Source organism: Paraglaciecola algarum (assembly GCF_021532655.1).
Taxonomy (GTDB): Bacteria; Pseudomonadota; Gammaproteobacteria; order Enterobacterales; family Alteromonadaceae; genus Paraglaciecola; species Paraglaciecola algarum.
In genome coordinates, this window is the sequence record NZ_JAKGAS010000007.1 from 100,818 (window position 1) to 116,787 (window position 15,970).

Consider the following 15,970-nt stretch of genomic DNA (forward strand, 5'->3'; position numbering starts at 1 on the left):
TTTTACTTTAAAATTGAAATAAAAAAATAGCCAACAAGAGTTGGCTAAGCTTTTCTAAATCATGTTAGTCAATGCTATTAAGCTTTTGACCAAGCAAACTTTTCAAACGGCTTATCGACCGGGGTATTGCCAATGTGGTTGGTATAGTTACTGATCACCTTTTGCGACAAACCTAAAATAATTTCTAGAATTTGTTGCTCACCATAGCCTGCAGCATAAAAAGCTTCAAGCTCTTGGTCTGTAACATGGCCACGATTGCGCACAATAATTAATGTCATATCTAGCAAGGCTTGTAACTTAGGAGTAGGCATAGGTTGCTCGTTACGCAATGCTTCGATTACCTCTGGGCTAACCTTCATCGAGTGAGCAATACCTGTGTGGGCAGGCACACAATAATGACAGCCATGCTCGACGTTAATGCCTTGCCATACCACTGTTAATTCTTCCGCATCAAAAGAAGTGTTAGTAAACAGTTCATGTAACTTTTGATATCCCTCTAGGATAGTGGGCGCATTGGCTAACACACCGTGTAAGTTAGGCACCATACCAAAGGCTTTCAGTGAACCTTCTAATAGTGGCTTGCTTGCTTCAGGTGCTGACTCAATAGTGTGGATTTTCAAAGTTGTCATCTCGTTTCCTCAGATTCAAATAAAAGTAGGCAAGATTGCCCATAGATTAATTCAATGTTTAATAAGATTCACGGCATTAAATACCGATCGGTACATTATCATTTAAAAGAATTGTACCGATCGGTAACAACAAGTCAATAAAAATCTAAATAAAAACTTGGTTCAAGGGAAGTTTAATATCAATTAGGAAATGTAACTTATTGAATAAAAAGGAAACATTATTAATGTATTTTTAAAAATGAGGAAACTGACGCTAAAGAAGGGACGAAAATCTACATAGTGCTAAAGCTATATTGATTTTTAGCCTTAATGCACACCTATGCCCTTGATAATCGAATCAACAGAATATTCAAGATCGGCTTGACTAACCGCTGAACGTGCCATAGAAGCAGTGCCTTTTAATAACGTATACAAACTCAAGGCATTGGCCGCGGCATGTTTATTCAAGCCTAGTGCTATGGCTTCTGGGTCGGTGTTGAATAAATCGGTATACAATTGCTTAGGTAAAAGATCGGCGTCCAGTAATATTTGTTTCGCTGCATCTGGAATATTGCCGCTTACTAACTCTGATTGACACAAAACCAAGTAACAGCCCATAGGATTTTGCTGGCTACATTGCATATCAACAATCGACATCATGTGCCGGTGCAAACGTTGTTTTAAAGGCACACCCGGTTCAAACAGTAGCTCGAGGTGAGGTTTCATTTTAGTATCTAGGTAGCGCTGGGTAGTTTTCACAAACAATGATTCTTTGTTGCCAAAAGTACGGTACATACTAGGTTTGTTAATACCCATAGTTTCGGTTAAGTCGCTCAACGACGCGCCTACATATCCTTTTTGCCAAAAGACATGCATAGCCAGATCGAGTGCTACTTCAGAATCAAACTCTAATTTACGGCCACTTGTCACAATACTTACCCATTCACATTTATATTTATATTTATATTACCAAATACTACAAGCCTTTTATTTTACCAGTCGGTACATAATATTCAAGGAATGTGTCAAAACGTCTGTAGAAACTACCTGTAGAAATAAAAGCCCAATCAGGCTAAGTGTTCGGCTAAAAAATCCACTAGCGAGCGAATTTTCGGGGATAAGTGTCTATTTCGTGGGTACACTGCCCATATTCCTTCATCAGACTCACGATAATTGTCGAGTAGTGTCACTAGCTCCCCACTTTGTATATGTTGATGCACGTAATAGTCGGGCAATTGCACTATGCCTAACCCTTTAAGTGCGGCATCTACTAAACCGTAACCGCTGTTGTACCGTAAGCGGCCATTCACGCGAATATTCTTTTCTTTGCCAGCATCACTAAAATGCCAATAATCCAATGTGCCTAATAGACAGCTATGTTTGTTTAATTCAGATAAAGAATGAGGCACACCGTATTCATCCAGGTATGCCGGAGACGCACATAAGTAGTTAGTGCGAGTTCCAAGTTTTTTAGCCATCATCGACGAGTCGCTAAGCTTGCCAAGGCGAATAGCCAAATCGAAACCTTGTTCCACCAAATCTACTCTTTGATTACTTAAATAGGCTGTCACTTCCACATCTTTATAGCACAGCATAAAATCATTAATAATAGGCAGGATTTGCTGCTCGCCATAAGTGACCGAGGCGGTAAGGCGAATTTTACCTTGGGGTTTCGACTGTAAGTTAGTAATCGCGCGTTCGGCAGCATCGAGCCCATCCAGCACACTGCGGCAATGTTGATAGAAAATCCGCCCTTCTTCGGTTAACGACACTTTGCGAGTTGTGCGGTAAAACAACTTAACTTTTAAACGCTTTTCTAATGCACTAATTTGTCGACTCACCTGAGCAGTTGAAATTGCCAAAATTTTTGCTGTCTGGGTGAAACTCTCTGTTTCAGCCACCGACACAAACTCATTTATTCCTTCCCACTGCATTTATTATTACCTGTGAGTAAAAGTAATTTACTAAAACCACATATTATCATCCAAACAGAAACAAATATAATACTTGCCATATTCGAACTAGAAGAGAGTCTCACTATGTCAGATCAATTTATTAAATCTAAAGCCGCTATCGCTTGGGGCCCTAAACAACCACTATCTGTTGAAGAAGTGGACGTAATGCTGCCGCGCAAAGGCGAAGTGCTAATTAAAGTGATTGCATCAGGTGTTTGTCATACCGATGCATTTACCTTGTCGGGTGAAGATCCAGAAGGTATTTTTCCGGTAATTTTAGGCCATGAGGGTGGTGGTATTGTTGAGCAAGTAGGTGAAGGCGTGACCAGCGTGTCGGTTGGCGATCACGTTATTCCGCTTTACACCCCAGAATGTGGCGAATGTAAATTCTGTCTATCGGGTAAAACTAACCTATGTCAAAAAATTCGCGAAACCCAAGGTAAAGGCTTAATGCCAGACGGCACCACTCGTTTTTACAAAGATGGTCAACCAATTTTCCATTACATGGGCTGTTCAACATTTTCTGAGTACACAGTATTACCGGAAATTTCACTGGCTAAAGTCAATAAAGATGCGCCGTTAGAAGAAGTCTGCTTACTGGGCTGTGGTGTAACGACTGGCATGGGCGCGGTCATGAATACCGCCAAAGTAGAAGAAGGCGCAACCGTTGCCGTATTTGGTTTAGGTGGTATTGGTTTGTCTGCTGTGATTGGCGCAGCTATGGCTAAAGCTAGTCGCATTATTGCTATCGACATCAACGAGAGCAAATTCGAGCTAGCAACAAAATTAGGTGCAACAGATTGCATCAACCCGAAAGACTACGACAAACCTATTCAAGACGTAATCGTTGAACTTACCGATGGCGGTGTGGATTACTCATTTGAGTGTATCGGTAACGTCAACCTAATGCGTTCTGCACTTGAGTGTTGTCACAAAGGTTGGGGCGAGTCAGTCATTATCGGTGTAGCCGGAGCGGGCCAAGAAATTAGCACCCGTCCTTTCCAACTAGTAACAGGCCGAGTATGGCGTGGTACTGCATTTGGTGGGGTAAAAGGCCGCTCTGAATTACCAGATTACGTAGAACGTTATTTGGCAGGTGAATTTAAATTGAGCGACTTCATTACTCACACTATGGGCCTTGAAGACATCAATGAATCCTTCGAACTTATGCACAAAGGCGAAAGTATTCGCAGTGTAATTCATTTCGACCAATAACCCAGCCGCAAACAAATAACCAGTTTAGCCGGCGCTTAATCTTCCCAAGGTTAATCGTCGGCCTTTTATTGTTGCTCACTTTTATTGTTTTTCTCTCTTAACCTTGCTCTAAGGACTTAAGCATGACAATTGAAAATATCAGTATAAACAAAAGCTTTGGCGGCTGGCATAAACAATATAGCCATCAGTCTAAAGTACTCTACTGCAAAATGCGTTTTGCTATCTATTTACCGCCGCAAGCCTCAAGTGGTGAAAAAGTACCAGTATTGTATTGGTTGTCTGGGTTAACCTGCACCGACGAAAACTTTATGCAAAAAGCCGGTGCACAACGTAAGGCGGCAGAGTTAGGTATTGCCATTGTAGCGCCAGACACTAGCCCACGAGGCGACGACGTAGCCGATGATGATAGCTACGACCTAGGTAAGGGCGCAGGTTTTTACCTAAATGCCACTCAAGCTCCATGGAACCGTCATTACCATATGTATGATTATATAGTGAAAGAGTTGCCACAGCTGATTGAAGCCACCTTCCCTGTTTCTAATAAACGAGCCATAGCGGGTCATTCTATGGGTGGTCATGGTGCTTTAACCATAGCCATGCGTAATCCTGAGCGTTACACCTCTATGTCTGCTTTTAGCCCAATTACTAATCCCTCTAATTGCCCTTGGGGAGAAAAGGCCTTTAGTACTTACTTAGGTAAAGACACAGCCACTTGGGCTCAATATGATGCCAGTGAACTAATGCGTGAAGCCACACAATTTGTGCCGGCTTTGGTTGACCAAGGCGCAGCGGATGACTTTTTAGTAGAACAACTTAAGCCTGAAATATTAGAAGCTGCAGCTAAAGTAAGTGATTACCCACTAGAACTTAAGCTGCATCAAGGTTACGACCATAGCTACTACTTTATCGCTAGCTTTATTGAAGATCACTTGTCTTTTCATAGTGAATATTTAAATAATTCTATTGGTCGAAGTTAGTTCATATAAAAACTGCCGTATATTCGGCAGTTGTTTAATTTAAATCAAAATAAGTAAATATGCATGATTGCTAAATTTTGTTTGGTTGTAATTTTGCGAATGAAAAATCAGAGCATTTTTAAATTAAAACTCCTTGCAGTTTTTGCATACTCCTAAAGCTGCTGACTATACGAATAAAGTGCTGCATAAAAAATTAGCACCAAACTGTTTATGGACTAATTAGTAACATTCCTGAAAAAGTAAACCAGTAAGCCTTTACCCTGATTGAGCTACCAAGGAATAGTGGCGCCTGTACTGTCTAAAAATGAACCTGATTGTTCAAGCGTAAGGCTTTCAATTGTTAGGCTAATTTGCTGAGCGACTTCAGCTACACTGGTTGGCGCCTCTGGGCCGCCCATATCAGTATTTACCCAACCTGGGCTGATGGCACAATATATTGCCGACTTAGTTTGGGCTTTGTTGGCTAAGCGTTTAGTTAACAAATTAAGGGATATTTTACTCACAGCGTATGCATCAAATGGCTCATCTGCCCCTATATTTTCTTGTAAAGACGCTAGTCCAGTGGAGATTTGTATCACTTTAGTATTGTGTTCAAATAGCCCAGATAACGCCTGGATCACTAAAGCTGGGCCAACCATATTTGCATTAAAGTTATTTAAGAAGGTGGCTTGGTTCCATTCACCAAACTTACTGTCAATGGACACACCCGCGTTATTGATCAACACTGAGATATGCGACCACTCTTCGCATACTTTAGCGGCAAAATGTTGAATAGATTGTTCGTCACACACATCCAGTTCTACTAAGGTTAAGTCGCTAGAATATTGTTTATTGAGCTCTTGTAGGGCATCACTGATAGCACCTTGCCTGTGAGTAGCAATAACCTGCCAGCCATAGTGTAAATATAACGAACATAAACCTAGGCCAATGCCGCGATTCGCTCCAGTGATGACAACTGATTGTTTTGAATTTAACATTGAACACTCTAAGACATGGTATGAGAAAGGATTACATATACAATTTAAAGGGTAATTATATCTGAATTTAAATCCAGTCTTCTAACAAAAAAGTAAACCCATTATCTGTTAGCCATTTCTCTGCTAGTTCTGGAGTGTGGGTGTAAAACTGATGATCAGTATCGTAATTGGACACATTAGCAATAATGTTTTTTTGCATTTCAAATCGACATAAAGTGACTTCGTGGGTTTGATTATTAGCCGCACACCAATCATAAATTAACTGAAAATCGTCGAAAGCTTCAAAAGTTGGCATTATCCAATTTCGAATGTCCACAAGTGCAGCCCAAGGTTGATGCGTAATGCCATCAACCAGATCTTGAGTTTCTGCCAATACCTTTTTAACTGTGCCTTTGGACCATACATTATTTAACTCTACGCACAATACATTACCTACTAACTGTAATTGATATAAATTTTGCCTAGAGTCTGTATGCACCATAATAAATTCCTATTTTGCCCGCACACTTAGTTTACTATCTAAAAACCAGTTGAGACAATTTTTATCCGAATAAATATTCTTTGAATCCAACCATCAAGTTTGCTAATTTTCCATTCCTATCCATATTTTTAATATATATTTTTTATACGTGAATTTAATTTTTGTCCTGCTCAGCCAGATTATCGCCTTTCCAGCTCAACCCAATATAAAACTAGAAGTTGTGGGACAAGCCTCAGTTACACCTAACTTAGCTATATTTGCACCACACGAGAACGAAAATGTAGTAAACGATTATGTATCTCAGAAAGTGACTAAATACGGTGGCGTATTTGTTATTTTGCGCCAAAATAAAGAGCGTTGGATAAGATTCAACATAGATCCCTTTGAAGTGAAAATTGATCCCAATCGTATATTTACCGAGTCTGGAAGACACAAAAATATTATCAAACATAACCCAAAGTTACGCACCAATACTTATGTGTTTCATCGGGCCATGCTGCTTTCAAAACGCTTAGCTAAACTCATTACCCATACCATGGGTAACACTGACTCATCACCCATTTGGCTTGCTATTCACAACAATACCCATGGTTATCGAGGCGATAACAAACAAGGGCGAGGTGATATATCAATACAGCTATACCAACAAAAACTGGCCAATAATGCCACCTTCATCAAAGCAGTAAGTCAGCAATACGGTGACGAAGATGACCTGTTTTTTGTGACCCAGCAACAAGACTTCAATACCTTGCAACAAAACGGCTGGAATGTAGTTTTGCAACACCCACAGGTTGGCGTCAATCCAGAAGAAGACAACGGCTCTTTATCTATGTACGCTCAAAAATTAGGTATTCGTTATATCAATATTGAAGCAGAGCGTTCTACATATAATTTTGGTGAAGATCACTTAATCAAACAACAACAGATGGTAGATTTTGTATTCAACCAACTGTTAGATATCAAAGATTAACGACTAGATTATAAACCTAAATCTAATAACCCTGGATGATCCTCTGGTCTGGCGCCATGTGGCCAATGAAACTTACGTTCACTCTCTTTTATGGGTAAATCATTAATACAAGCAAAACGGTTTTCCATTAATCCATTTTCATCAAATTGCCAATTTTCGTTACCATATGAACGATACCACTGACCCGAGTCATCATACCATTCATAGGCATAACGTACCGCGATACGGTTGTCAGAATAAGCCCATAATTCTTTTATTAAACGGTATTCCAATTCTTTATTCCATTTACGAGTTAAGAATTGTTCAATCTCTTCACGACCATTGACAAACTCAGCACGATTTCGCCAACTACTGTCTTTGGTATAGGCCATGGCCACCTTACTTGGATTACGGTTATTCCAGCCATCTTCAGCTATTCGTACTTTTTGTTTAGCGGTTTCTGCATTAAAAGGTGGAACCGGATGTCTGATTTCTTCACTCATGTTTATTCCTTAATAGTTATTGATAGCCGTGCATTGGGACAAAGGAGACAGATTGGTCTACCTAGTATAATAAATTAATAGACAGACTTGTCTACGTCAAGAAATTTATCTACTCTTAGCACTATTAAAATAAAGGTGTTTAAAAAGCATACTCAGCGAATAAGGTTTCGATGAAAGAAAATAAGAAAGACCTGCTTATCGATATAGCGCAAAATTTGTTTTATCAACAAGGCATAAGAGCGACAGGCATAGATCTTGTCTTGGCTAATTCTGGCGTAGCCAAAAAAACCTTATACAATCATTTCGACTCTAAAGAAGCACTTATCATCGCCACATTGGAAAGGCGCGATCAACAGTTTATGGCCATGATGCAACAAAAAGTCACAAACTTAACGGCTAGCCAAACCGCTACCCAAGAGTTAAAACCCACTTTGGCCTTATTTGATGCTCATTATGAATGGATTAATTCAGATAACTTCCATGGCTGTATGTTCATCAATGCCTCAGCTGAATACCCAGTCGCTGAAGATCCTATTCACCTAATGTGTTTACAACACAAACAGAATATAGTCGGTTACATTGAAACTTTATTGCCAACAGCAATCAGCGACAAACCGTCTACAGCTTTGCAGCTAGCATTACTTTTAGATGGTGCAATTGTTATGGCTCACACCATGAATGATAAAAACTCAGCAAGGTTTGCTAAACAAGCTGCAATGAAAGTGTTAGGACACTAGTGCCTAAAATATGGTTACACCATTAAGAAAAGTGATTAAAATCTCACCTTGTTCTGCCCCCTATAGTTAGAATGGTCCTAGGAATTAGCACGTAAATTTCCTTAACCTCATCTTACATTCAATAAAAAGTGGATTTGTTAAGAGAAAAGTTTTTATAATACCTACACATTTAAATATAAATAATTAAATTCATATAATGAAATTAGTACGTATTATTATCGTTTTCTGGTTGGTAGCTTTGTCTGCTGCTTCTGTTGCTTCTGAAATTGTTAATATTCATCTGGAACCAAACACGTCCCGCAATATCGGCGGGGTCACTAAATTTGATAGGACGCAATTCATAACGCTTCATGAAAGCTTTGGATCGTCTGATCTAACCAATGAAGATCTGCAATATATTGAATATGAACTTGAAGCTGAATTTGGCAGAGATGGCGGACTAGTTTCATGGCTAGCCAGAGATATTCCCGCTGACAGCAACAATCCTGACATGCCTGACGTAGGTAAAATTAAAGAATTATTTGCACCGAAATTCAATGGCAAAAGTGATCAGCTCAGGTATAAACCGAACCATATGCGTAATGTTATCTTGTGTACTCACCCTGAAATTATGCATGGACATATTCACAATAAGTCACTTGCATGGGGGCCGCGCACAGCGGAAGCGACAGCAGAATACACCGCACAAATGCTAAAATGGGCATTTACAGATGAAAATAGACCCCTTGCTATTGAGGTCTATAATGAACCATTTGTTAAAGCCAAAAAGATCCCAACCACAATCGAAGAGATGAGTGAACAACATAATGTGGTTGCTAAGCGGGTTAAAGAGTTAAATCCCAATGTAATGGTGGGCGGGTATTCTGCAGCTTGGGTAGAATTTGAAAGTGGTGACTGGAACAATTGGAATAACTGGCAGAAAAAGTTCATGGATATTGCCGGTGAAAATATGGATTTTTGGTCATATCACATCTACGACGGCGTGAATGTAATGGGCACCCCAAGATCGCGAACGGGTAGTAATTCTGAAGCGATTATGGATATTATCGATACCTATAGTCACATTAAATTCGGTGTTGCAAAGCCTCTTATGATCACTGAATACGGAAAAATTCCTGCAGGTAATATGAGTACCATGCCATACAGTGAAGAACGTTCAGCCGGCATGTTGTATTCAGCACTAGGCCAGTTAATGACTTTTATGGATCACCCAGACCGCTTAATGCGCACAGTGCCTTTTATACTGGGTAAAGCTTCATGGACCTATAACATGACTAAGGACTATGTTCCCGGTGAAGCAAACCCTTATTTACTCTGGCGACGTTTAGCTGATGGCAAAACCTATGTCAAAACCGATTTGATGAAGTTTTATTCCTTCTGGAAAGGGGTTAAAGGAGATTGGCGCTATACCTCGAGTAGTAACCCAGACGTCAGAGTGCATATGTTAGCAGATACCAATCGGCTAAGTGTGATCATGATGAACCTTGATGGATCCTCTAAACAACTGTCCTTAAAAGGTTTACAAGAAGTCAAAACAGATTCAGTTGTATTGCGCTCGTTAACGACGAACGTAGCCACTCCTGTACTTGCGGAGAAAACATTGCAAACAATACCTGACGTTTTTGATCTAGAAGCCGGTGAAATTGTCTTGTTTCAAGTTAATTTGAAAAAGACTGCCCAAGTGGAACGTACCTTAAAAGAACATAGGGTATATGCCACGGATTATCTTAAGGATATAAAGGGAGGCGAGCCGATTACTTTTAAGTTTAAGCAGGTTCCCACAGGAAAAGGTAACGCTATACTTCGACTTTCTCCTGCACGAAAACTTGGCAAGCAACCCCTACCTACAGAGATCAAAATTAATGGTACTCCTTTAACCCTTCCCACAAATTGGGCGGGAGATGACCAAAAAGGCCGAAACATGTTCTACGGCATGGTCGAATTGCAAGTACCCATGCAAGCATTGAAAGACGAGAGTATGGTTAGCCTGACTTACCCTGATGATGGTGGAAAAATTGCCAGCGCAGTGCTGCAAGTTAATCGAATGGAAAACTAAAGGTATGTGTAAAATTGCGACGTTAATATTAGCCCCAATCCTTTAAACTAACAGCGCCTATTAAGTGAATAAAAATGAAAAAAATAATATTTTTAGCGTTAATAACAATCACTGCAACAAAAGCTTTTTCCAGCACAGGATATGGCTATAACAATAACCGTATTGCTATTAGTGCTGATGGTAATAATCAATCTGATCCAGACACTTGGGGCGGGCAAGTTACGGCAAAAGCGCCGGCTGCAGACGCAGGTAGAACTTATACTTATAAATCTGAATGGCAAAGAGGAGATGAAGACGACTGGAGTGCAACCCCCGCTGCTTTAGCCATGATTGCTAATGCAAATTTAGAAGGGATGTTAGTCCATTACTCCTATAATAACTTTATTGGCTCGCCTCCACATACCAGTGCGCGAAACATTATGAAAGAAGGCGTTGATGGTTCTTTGCTTCGCTGGAAAAACTTTGATCCTGCCGTGTTTTTTGATGTATCCGCTGACAACAATAAAGCAATAAATCATTTGGCCGAACAAATTAAAATTTCAACAGCCAACGACCCCTTGTATTTTATCGCTATGGGGCCGACTGAGTTCCTTTATCGAGCGTTAGAAAAGGTAAAAGCAGCAGGAAAAGAACAGGCTATCAATCACTTGTATATCCTTTCACATAGCAACTATAACGACAATCATATTAGGAGAGTTGAGCATAGAAGAATGGAACATGTGTTCGAAGAATTTCCAATAGTTGAAAAGAAAAATTTCAAACGAATTAAAGATCAAAATTCTTCTTCTAATTTAAATAAGGGCTGGAGTTCGTCAAAAGTAAATAAGCAAAAAACTTGGGAGCCTTATCACTTTTTGAAAACACATGCTGACCCCGATGCTAGATTTTTATGGGAGATGTTAAATATTGATAATTTAAGTAAACCCGATATTTCTGACGCGGGCTTGGTTTGGTATTTATTATACAATGACCAAGATGGTAATCCGAGTAAGCTAAAGACCCAATTCATTGACGGCATTAAAACCGATGGTCTTTCACAGCCGAAATAGTTAACCCGAACTCTGGATAATAAGTGTCGTAATACTTTGATTTTACAGTTGCCCCACCTTAGTAACCGAGGTCGCGAATAATCGAGGTTATAAAAAGATTGTTTGGCGGCAATACCAATGCTTTTGATTTACCCGTGACTACAAATTTCCGCATTTCAAATCGGCTTGCCATGGACGGTAAGACTGGGTGCATATCATCATGGATGTGGTTCTGACTCATCTGGACAAGGTAATATTTGATGGATTAGACAAAAGTTTCTGGAAAATTTTTGAACAGCTTTAGCTGGTTCACGGAGGGTATCGATAGCCCTAAGGGGTAAATACATGGATGTATTATATAAAAGAAGTAACTGGTGAAGCCGGCAAAACCGCATGCGACCGCCAATAATGACGGAAGGTAGAGTAATGCAGGAGCAGCTACCGCGAGTACTTTGTGTACGAAGTACAGTGAACCTAGTGAATAATCTTAGTTCTCGCAGCGAATACTTGGTTTGCGAAGCACACAAGTAAGCTCAATCTCGTTGATAGATTACTTGTCCTACACGCTCAATATGCTCAAGCAAGCTTGTATTTTCAATTTGTGAATAAAGTGAAAGATCTATTTCATAAGGGAGATCCAATTGCTCTAATTTATCCATTATCTCGTACAAAGAAGGCATATTGAGTAATGCTCCTTTTAAAGCAACATCGATGTCCGAACCCGGGCGATAATTTCCTTTTGCTCTTGACCCATAAAGAATAGCTTGCTCAACACATTGATATTCAGCTAATACTGCAAGTATCCCGTCTAAAGTCTGTTGAGGAAGACCATAATTCACAGCTATACATTCTCAGCTTGTTTATCTAAGGACTTTTTCAACTGAATAAACTGCGGATAGTAAAGCTGGCACACATCACTAAACACGGTTTCAGCAACTACGATATTGTAAGCATGACTACTCAATTGGCGACTTTTTATCATTTGCATCCAAATCTCTCCATGTTCAACTAAACCACGAGAAAAGGCGGTACGAAAAGCATCACGACTACCTTGAATTCCTTCTTCCCCCTGATACTGATAAAAATCTTTTATTACATTCCACGCCAACTCATAAGTAAACTCAAAAGCTTGAATCAAGCCTTGCTTCTCTAAGTCAGATAAAGGGCGAGTATCAGCTAGTTCGACCGCAAAGGTTAATCTAGATAATGCTAAACCGTAATTTTGCAACCGTTGCAACCAGCGAATATCTTGCTCTGTCATTATAATATTCTCATGTTTAAATGTACGTGCAGTTTATGGTGGATACGATACAGAATCAAACTATGAAACCCACGATTTTTGTATTATGGCTTCGCCACTTTATGCGCTGCGCGATAGGGCATTCACTTCATGAACCAAGCATGACTTCGTCAAGGTATACGCTGCGCTTATTTATTCACTTCGTTCATCGCAATCCATTGCGGGTTTTCAAACCTCATCCCTGAGGCTCGACAAACTTTTTACCAACAGCCGCAAAAAGTATGCATAAAGGACCGTGCTCCAGACAAATTCCTGTTCAATCAAATAATTGACTTTAATGTCAGACCGGCAATAAGCCGCTCCCAGCTATAAAAAATTGCCTTGTCCAGATGTCCATATCTGGCTGTCAGACAAGCCAATCATTTACTGAGAAATTAGTAGTCGCAAGAGATTGGGTGAATATATTTGTGAAATGGTATAACCATGAACATCGCCATAGTGGCATTAAATTTACCCCCCATGAGCGCCATACAGGTCGAGATATTGAAATCTTATCCGCTAGAGCCTTGGTGTATAAAAAGGCTAAGTTAGAAAATCCAAAGAGATGGTCAGGAGAAATTAAGAACTGGGTGCATATTAATGAAGTGCATCTCAACCCAGAAAAAGGGAAATCAGAAATAGTGGAAATAAGGCGGCATAAATTTAAACTGTAGGCGACAACTAGCTTGAAAAACACCGGTATTCGAGGTGCGAACTAAGCGCAGTACTATTTATGTGCTGCGCGCACTAAGATATAAACTATTGCCGAATAAATGGTACTGCAGTAGAAATAATGGCCATATTCGCAAGGCAGAACTTAGACACCTAGCTTTGAATGAATTTAGGCCATAGTAAAAATTAAAAACAACTTCTCCTATTACAAAAGCACAGCAGTCTAACGACTGAGAATATGACACTTGATCTGTCTTTATGAAACTTTTGTAGCACTTTTAATATTTAACAGACTTGTCACTTTCCTTTGTTAGGGTTTTTACCGCAACGTTCAGCTTAAATAAAATATTCAGTAATAGTTCTAACTTGATACTTTTTTGAGGTGTTCTGCGGTGTTTCTAGTTGGTTTGCACTTAGTGAGTTGGGAACCAAAATCTCAACCTCTTTTGGGCAAAGTGAAAAATATAAACTCAGACTTGATGGATAAATAACAATGAAAAGTACATTTTCTAATCCCCGCTCTCTAGGGATACTATGTTTAGCAGCCGTGCTTTTTGGCTGTGACGACGACAAAATCATAGAAGTACCGGTAGAGGTAGAAATACCAGTTGAAGTTCCAGTGATAGTTAATCCCGAACATGCACTGTTAACAGACCCGTTTTTACAAGTTCCAACGAACGACTCAGTTAATGTTGTATGGTTTACTAATTTCGAGAGTTCAGAAAATACGCTAACTTATGGCGATACATCTACCAATGCTGTGACCACCACACAGTTAAGCCGCATGATGGAAGATGCGTCTTCTCAGCAATTTGGCAAATCCTATGACACTGTAAGTTATCGTACAGTTTATCGCCATGAAGCTAAGGCAGAAGGGCTAACCCAAGGGGAACGGGTTAATTACTCAGTGTCGAGTATTGATACAGATGGATTTGAATTTTCAAGTAGCACATTTACCCTAGCACCCGCTCCGGCAAAAGGTGCAGCCATGAAAATCCTGCTTACCTCTGATTTACAGTCTAAAAAGAACGTAGTGGCAAATTACCAAAAAGTAGTAGAAACCGTTGGCACTCCAGATGCTGTATTATTTGCTGGAGATTTTGTCAATGTTCCCGACCGAGCATCAGAATGGTTTGACCAAGCTAAAAGCAATGCCCCAGGTTTTTTCCCTGCATTACAAGGTCATTATCAAGAATACTTCCCAGGTTTCCCGTATAACGGTGGAGAGATACTGCAACACTCACCATTATTCGGCACCATAGGTAACCATGAAGTAATGGGACGTTATAATCCGACCGAAGATGATTATTCACTTAACGGTAGCTTTAATGATCCTCAAACTAGATGGTATGCAGAAGCCGCTTACGAGCAAGTAAAAGCAGACGTGAACCCTTCTAATGACGCAGATATAAAAGCACAATGGATTATTGATCAATCCCATAATCAAATTAGTTTCTTAGATATATTTTCTTTTCCAGATGATGGCCCAGGCGGTGAAGAGTACTATGCAACAACATTTGGTGATGTATTCATTATTTCAATGAATGTGTCTAGAATTTGGCGTTCATGGAGTGTGTCAGGTGCAAATAAGTCAAAATTTGTCGAAAGCCTCAGTACGCTAGAAGATCCATCTAAATGGGGTTTTGGCGAGTTTTTATTTGAGCGTTTTGACAAAGACTCAGACCAGTATGCTTGGTTAGAATCTGTGATGGAAACAGACGCATTTAAAAACTCTAAATACAAAGTAGTAATGGCTCACCAAGGTGTTTTTGGATTAGGTGATAATACTGTACCAGTGTTATCTCAGCCAGTTATGCAGCTAGTTGAAACCGACAGCCAAGATGTTGAAACTATTACTGAGTTTACCTTCCCACTAACAGCTGATGTATGGACAAATACAGTTCAACCTATGCTCACAAATGTCAGCGAAGTACGTTATCAATACCCACTTAACCAAGATGTATGGCTAAACGATATTGAACCACTGTTATTAGCAAATGACGTAAACTTGGTTCACATTGGTCATTCTCATTTATGGAATCGTGCGCAAGTTGAAAACCTACATTATTTAGAAAGTTCTAACGTGGGTAATTCTTACGGCGCATATTATGTAGATACCAGTGGCACATATACCAAAGATGTACGCTCTAGCTATGCTGATTTTTGGGCTGACGTAAACTCCGAAAATCCTCGTTGGTTAATTGAAGATTATCCACCAAATGGTGATCCTCAAGACCGTGTATTGAGCTTCCCTAATATATTTAGCCCAATGAGTGCAGAAAACGAAAATTATCCAAACCTTCCCTTTGTCACTAGCAACACATTGTCAGTGTTTTCTATTTTAGATACTGGCACGGGAACAGTACAAAGTTACGTATTTGACCCTACAAACCTTAATTCGACCGTAGAGTTATTCGACGAATTTTCTTTGGAATAATAATTCGCGATATATACGCAGGTAATGAGCTACACAGCTCGTTACCTGATTTTTGGTATAAGTGTTTTGAGCAAGTAAAATACAAAGCTGCCCTGT

Annotated in this window: 16 protein-coding genes; 8 read left to right on the forward strand and 8 right to left on the reverse strand. The window is 39.8% G+C overall.

All coding sequences use genetic code 11. The features are described from left to right. Positions 1 to 77 precede the first annotated feature (77 nt). The 3 genes from L0668_RS13345 to L0668_RS13355 all read right to left on the reverse strand — a co-directional run bounded on the left by L0668_RS13345 (position 78) and on the right by L0668_RS13355 (position 2,542). Positions 78 to 629, reverse strand: coding sequence for a carboxymuconolactone decarboxylase family protein (locus L0668_RS13345; RefSeq protein ID WP_235313178.1), 552 nt, complete (start codon positions 627 to 629; stop codon positions 78 to 80). A gap of 306 nt (positions 630 to 935) precedes the next feature. Continuing rightward, a complete protein-coding gene (locus L0668_RS13350) occupies positions 936 to 1,538 on the reverse strand; it encodes a TetR/AcrR family transcriptional regulator (protein WP_235313180.1) in 603 nt (200 codons plus the stop codon). A 137-nt stretch (positions 1,539 to 1,675) separates the two neighbouring features. Continuing rightward, entirely contained in the window at positions 1,676 to 2,542 is an 867-nt protein-coding gene (locus tag L0668_RS13355) for a LysR family transcriptional regulator (protein ID WP_235313182.1), read from the reverse strand. A gap of 105 nt (positions 2,543 to 2,647) precedes the next feature. Here L0668_RS13355 and L0668_RS13360 point away from each other — a divergent pair, with 105 nt between their 5' ends. Further along, complete coding sequence (locus L0668_RS13360) at positions 2,648 to 3,778, forward strand: S-(hydroxymethyl)glutathione dehydrogenase/class III alcohol dehydrogenase (protein ID WP_235313184.1); 1,131 nt, start codon at positions 2,648 to 2,650, stop codon at positions 3,776 to 3,778. Between the two features lie 122 nt (positions 3,779 to 3,900). After that, positions 3,901 to 4,755, forward strand: coding sequence for an S-formylglutathione hydrolase (gene fghA, locus L0668_RS13365; protein ID WP_235313186.1), 855 nt, complete (start codon positions 3,901 to 3,903; stop codon positions 4,753 to 4,755). A 269-nt stretch (positions 4,756 to 5,024) separates the two neighbouring features. Here fghA and L0668_RS13370 read toward each other — a convergent pair whose 3' ends face one another. Both L0668_RS13370 and L0668_RS13375 read right to left on the reverse strand, forming a co-directional pair. Next, complete coding sequence (locus tag L0668_RS13370; RefSeq protein ID WP_235313187.1) at positions 5,025 to 5,732, reverse strand: SDR family NAD(P)-dependent oxidoreductase; 708 nt, start codon at positions 5,730 to 5,732, stop codon at positions 5,025 to 5,027. A 67-nt stretch (positions 5,733 to 5,799) separates the two neighbouring features. After that, on the reverse strand, positions 5,800 to 6,213 hold the full coding sequence (locus L0668_RS13375; RefSeq protein WP_235313188.1) for a hypothetical protein: 414 nt from the start codon (positions 6,211 to 6,213) through the stop codon (positions 5,800 to 5,802). 148 nt (positions 6,214 to 6,361) lie between these two features. Between L0668_RS13375 and L0668_RS13380 the strand changes: the two genes are divergently transcribed. Then, positions 6,362 to 7,183: a hypothetical protein gene (locus L0668_RS13380; RefSeq protein ID WP_235313190.1), complete on the forward strand. Its 822-nt coding sequence runs from the start codon at positions 6,362 to 6,364 to the stop codon at positions 7,181 to 7,183. 8 nt (positions 7,184 to 7,191) lie between these two features. Here L0668_RS13380 and L0668_RS13385 read toward each other — a convergent pair whose 3' ends face one another. Further along, positions 7,192 to 7,665 (reverse strand): nuclear transport factor 2 family protein, encoded by a 474-nt coding sequence (locus L0668_RS13385; protein ID WP_235313192.1) that lies wholly within the window; start codon positions 7,663 to 7,665, stop codon positions 7,192 to 7,194. A gap of 170 nt (positions 7,666 to 7,835) precedes the next feature. On the opposite strand from L0668_RS13385, the gene L0668_RS13390 reads away from it, so the two are divergent. The 3 genes from L0668_RS13390 (at position 7,836) to L0668_RS13400 (ending at position 11,507) form a co-directional block, all read left to right on the forward strand. Then, positions 7,836 to 8,402 carry a TetR/AcrR family transcriptional regulator gene (locus tag L0668_RS13390; protein ID WP_235313194.1) on the forward strand — a complete coding sequence of 189 codons (567 nt, stop codon included), beginning with the start codon at positions 7,836 to 7,838 and terminating at the stop codon, positions 8,400 to 8,402. A gap of 196 nt (positions 8,403 to 8,598) precedes the next feature. Next, complete coding sequence (locus L0668_RS13395) at positions 8,599 to 10,458, forward strand: hypothetical protein (protein ID WP_235313196.1); 1,860 nt, start codon at positions 8,599 to 8,601, stop codon at positions 10,456 to 10,458. 74 nt (positions 10,459 to 10,532) lie between these two features. Then, positions 10,533 to 11,507: a hypothetical protein gene (locus L0668_RS13400; protein ID WP_235313197.1), complete on the forward strand. Its 975-nt coding sequence runs from the start codon at positions 10,533 to 10,535 to the stop codon at positions 11,505 to 11,507. Positions 11,508 to 12,019: 512 nt separating this feature from the next. Here L0668_RS13400 and L0668_RS13405 read toward each other — a convergent pair. Continuing rightward, positions 12,020 to 12,325 (reverse strand): nucleotidyltransferase domain-containing protein, encoded by a 306-nt coding sequence (locus tag L0668_RS13405; protein ID WP_235313198.1) that lies wholly within the window; start codon positions 12,323 to 12,325, stop codon positions 12,020 to 12,022. A 2-nt stretch (positions 12,326 to 12,327) separates the two neighbouring features. Beyond that, positions 12,328 to 12,747, reverse strand: a complete 420-nt coding sequence (locus tag L0668_RS13410) for a nucleotidyltransferase substrate binding protein (protein WP_235313200.1) — start codon at positions 12,745 to 12,747, stop codon at positions 12,328 to 12,330. Between the two features lie 446 nt (positions 12,748 to 13,193). Here L0668_RS13410 and L0668_RS13415 point away from each other — a divergent pair, with 446 nt between their 5' ends. Both L0668_RS13415 and L0668_RS13420 read left to right on the forward strand, forming a co-directional pair. Further along, positions 13,194 to 13,439 carry a hypothetical protein gene (locus L0668_RS13415; RefSeq protein WP_370659900.1) on the forward strand — a complete coding sequence of 82 codons (246 nt, stop codon included), beginning with the start codon at positions 13,194 to 13,196 and terminating at the stop codon, positions 13,437 to 13,439. 491 nt (positions 13,440 to 13,930) lie between these two features. After that, positions 13,931 to 15,874, forward strand: a complete 1,944-nt coding sequence (locus L0668_RS13420) for a fibronectin type III domain-containing protein (RefSeq protein ID WP_235313202.1) — start codon at positions 13,931 to 13,933, stop codon at positions 15,872 to 15,874. Positions 15,875 to 15,970 lie beyond the last annotated feature (96 nt).

What these genes read in the sequence shown, in the direction of transcription:
- L0668_RS13345 (WP_235313178.1), bottom strand. Translation starts at nt 629, where the DNA reads ATGACAACTTTGAAAATCCACACTATTGAGTCAGCACCTGAAGCAAGC.
- L0668_RS13355 (WP_235313182.1), bottom strand. Translation starts at nt 2,542, where the DNA reads ATGCAGTGGGAAGGAATAAATGAGTTTGTGTCGGTGGCTGAAACAGAG.
- L0668_RS13360 (WP_235313184.1), top strand. Translation starts at nt 2,648, where the DNA reads ATGTCAGATCAATTTATTAAATCTAAAGCCGCTATCGCTTGGGGCCCT.
- fghA (WP_235313186.1), top strand. Translation starts at nt 3,901, where the DNA reads ATGACAATTGAAAATATCAGTATAAACAAAAGCTTTGGCGGCTGGCAT.
- L0668_RS13370 (WP_235313187.1), bottom strand. Translation starts at nt 5,732, where the DNA reads ATGTTAAATTCAAAACAATCAGTTGTCATCACTGGAGCGAATCGCGGC.
- L0668_RS13375 (WP_235313188.1), bottom strand. Translation starts at nt 6,213, where the DNA reads ATGGTGCATACAGACTCTAGGCAAAATTTATATCAATTACAGTTAGTA.
- L0668_RS13385 (WP_235313192.1), bottom strand. Translation starts at nt 7,665, where the DNA reads ATGAGTGAAGAAATCAGACATCCGGTTCCACCTTTTAATGCAGAAACC.
- L0668_RS13390 (WP_235313194.1), top strand. Translation starts at nt 7,836, where the DNA reads ATGAAAGAAAATAAGAAAGACCTGCTTATCGATATAGCGCAAAATTTG.
- L0668_RS13395 (WP_235313196.1), top strand. Translation starts at nt 8,599, where the DNA reads ATGAAATTAGTACGTATTATTATCGTTTTCTGGTTGGTAGCTTTGTCT.
- L0668_RS13400 (WP_235313197.1), top strand. Translation starts at nt 10,533, where the DNA reads ATGAAAAAAATAATATTTTTAGCGTTAATAACAATCACTGCAACAAAA.
- L0668_RS13410 (WP_235313200.1), bottom strand. Translation starts at nt 12,747, where the DNA reads ATGACAGAGCAAGATATTCGCTGGTTGCAACGGTTGCAAAATTACGGT.
- L0668_RS13420 (WP_235313202.1), top strand. Translation starts at nt 13,931, where the DNA reads ATGAAAAGTACATTTTCTAATCCCCGCTCTCTAGGGATACTATGTTTA.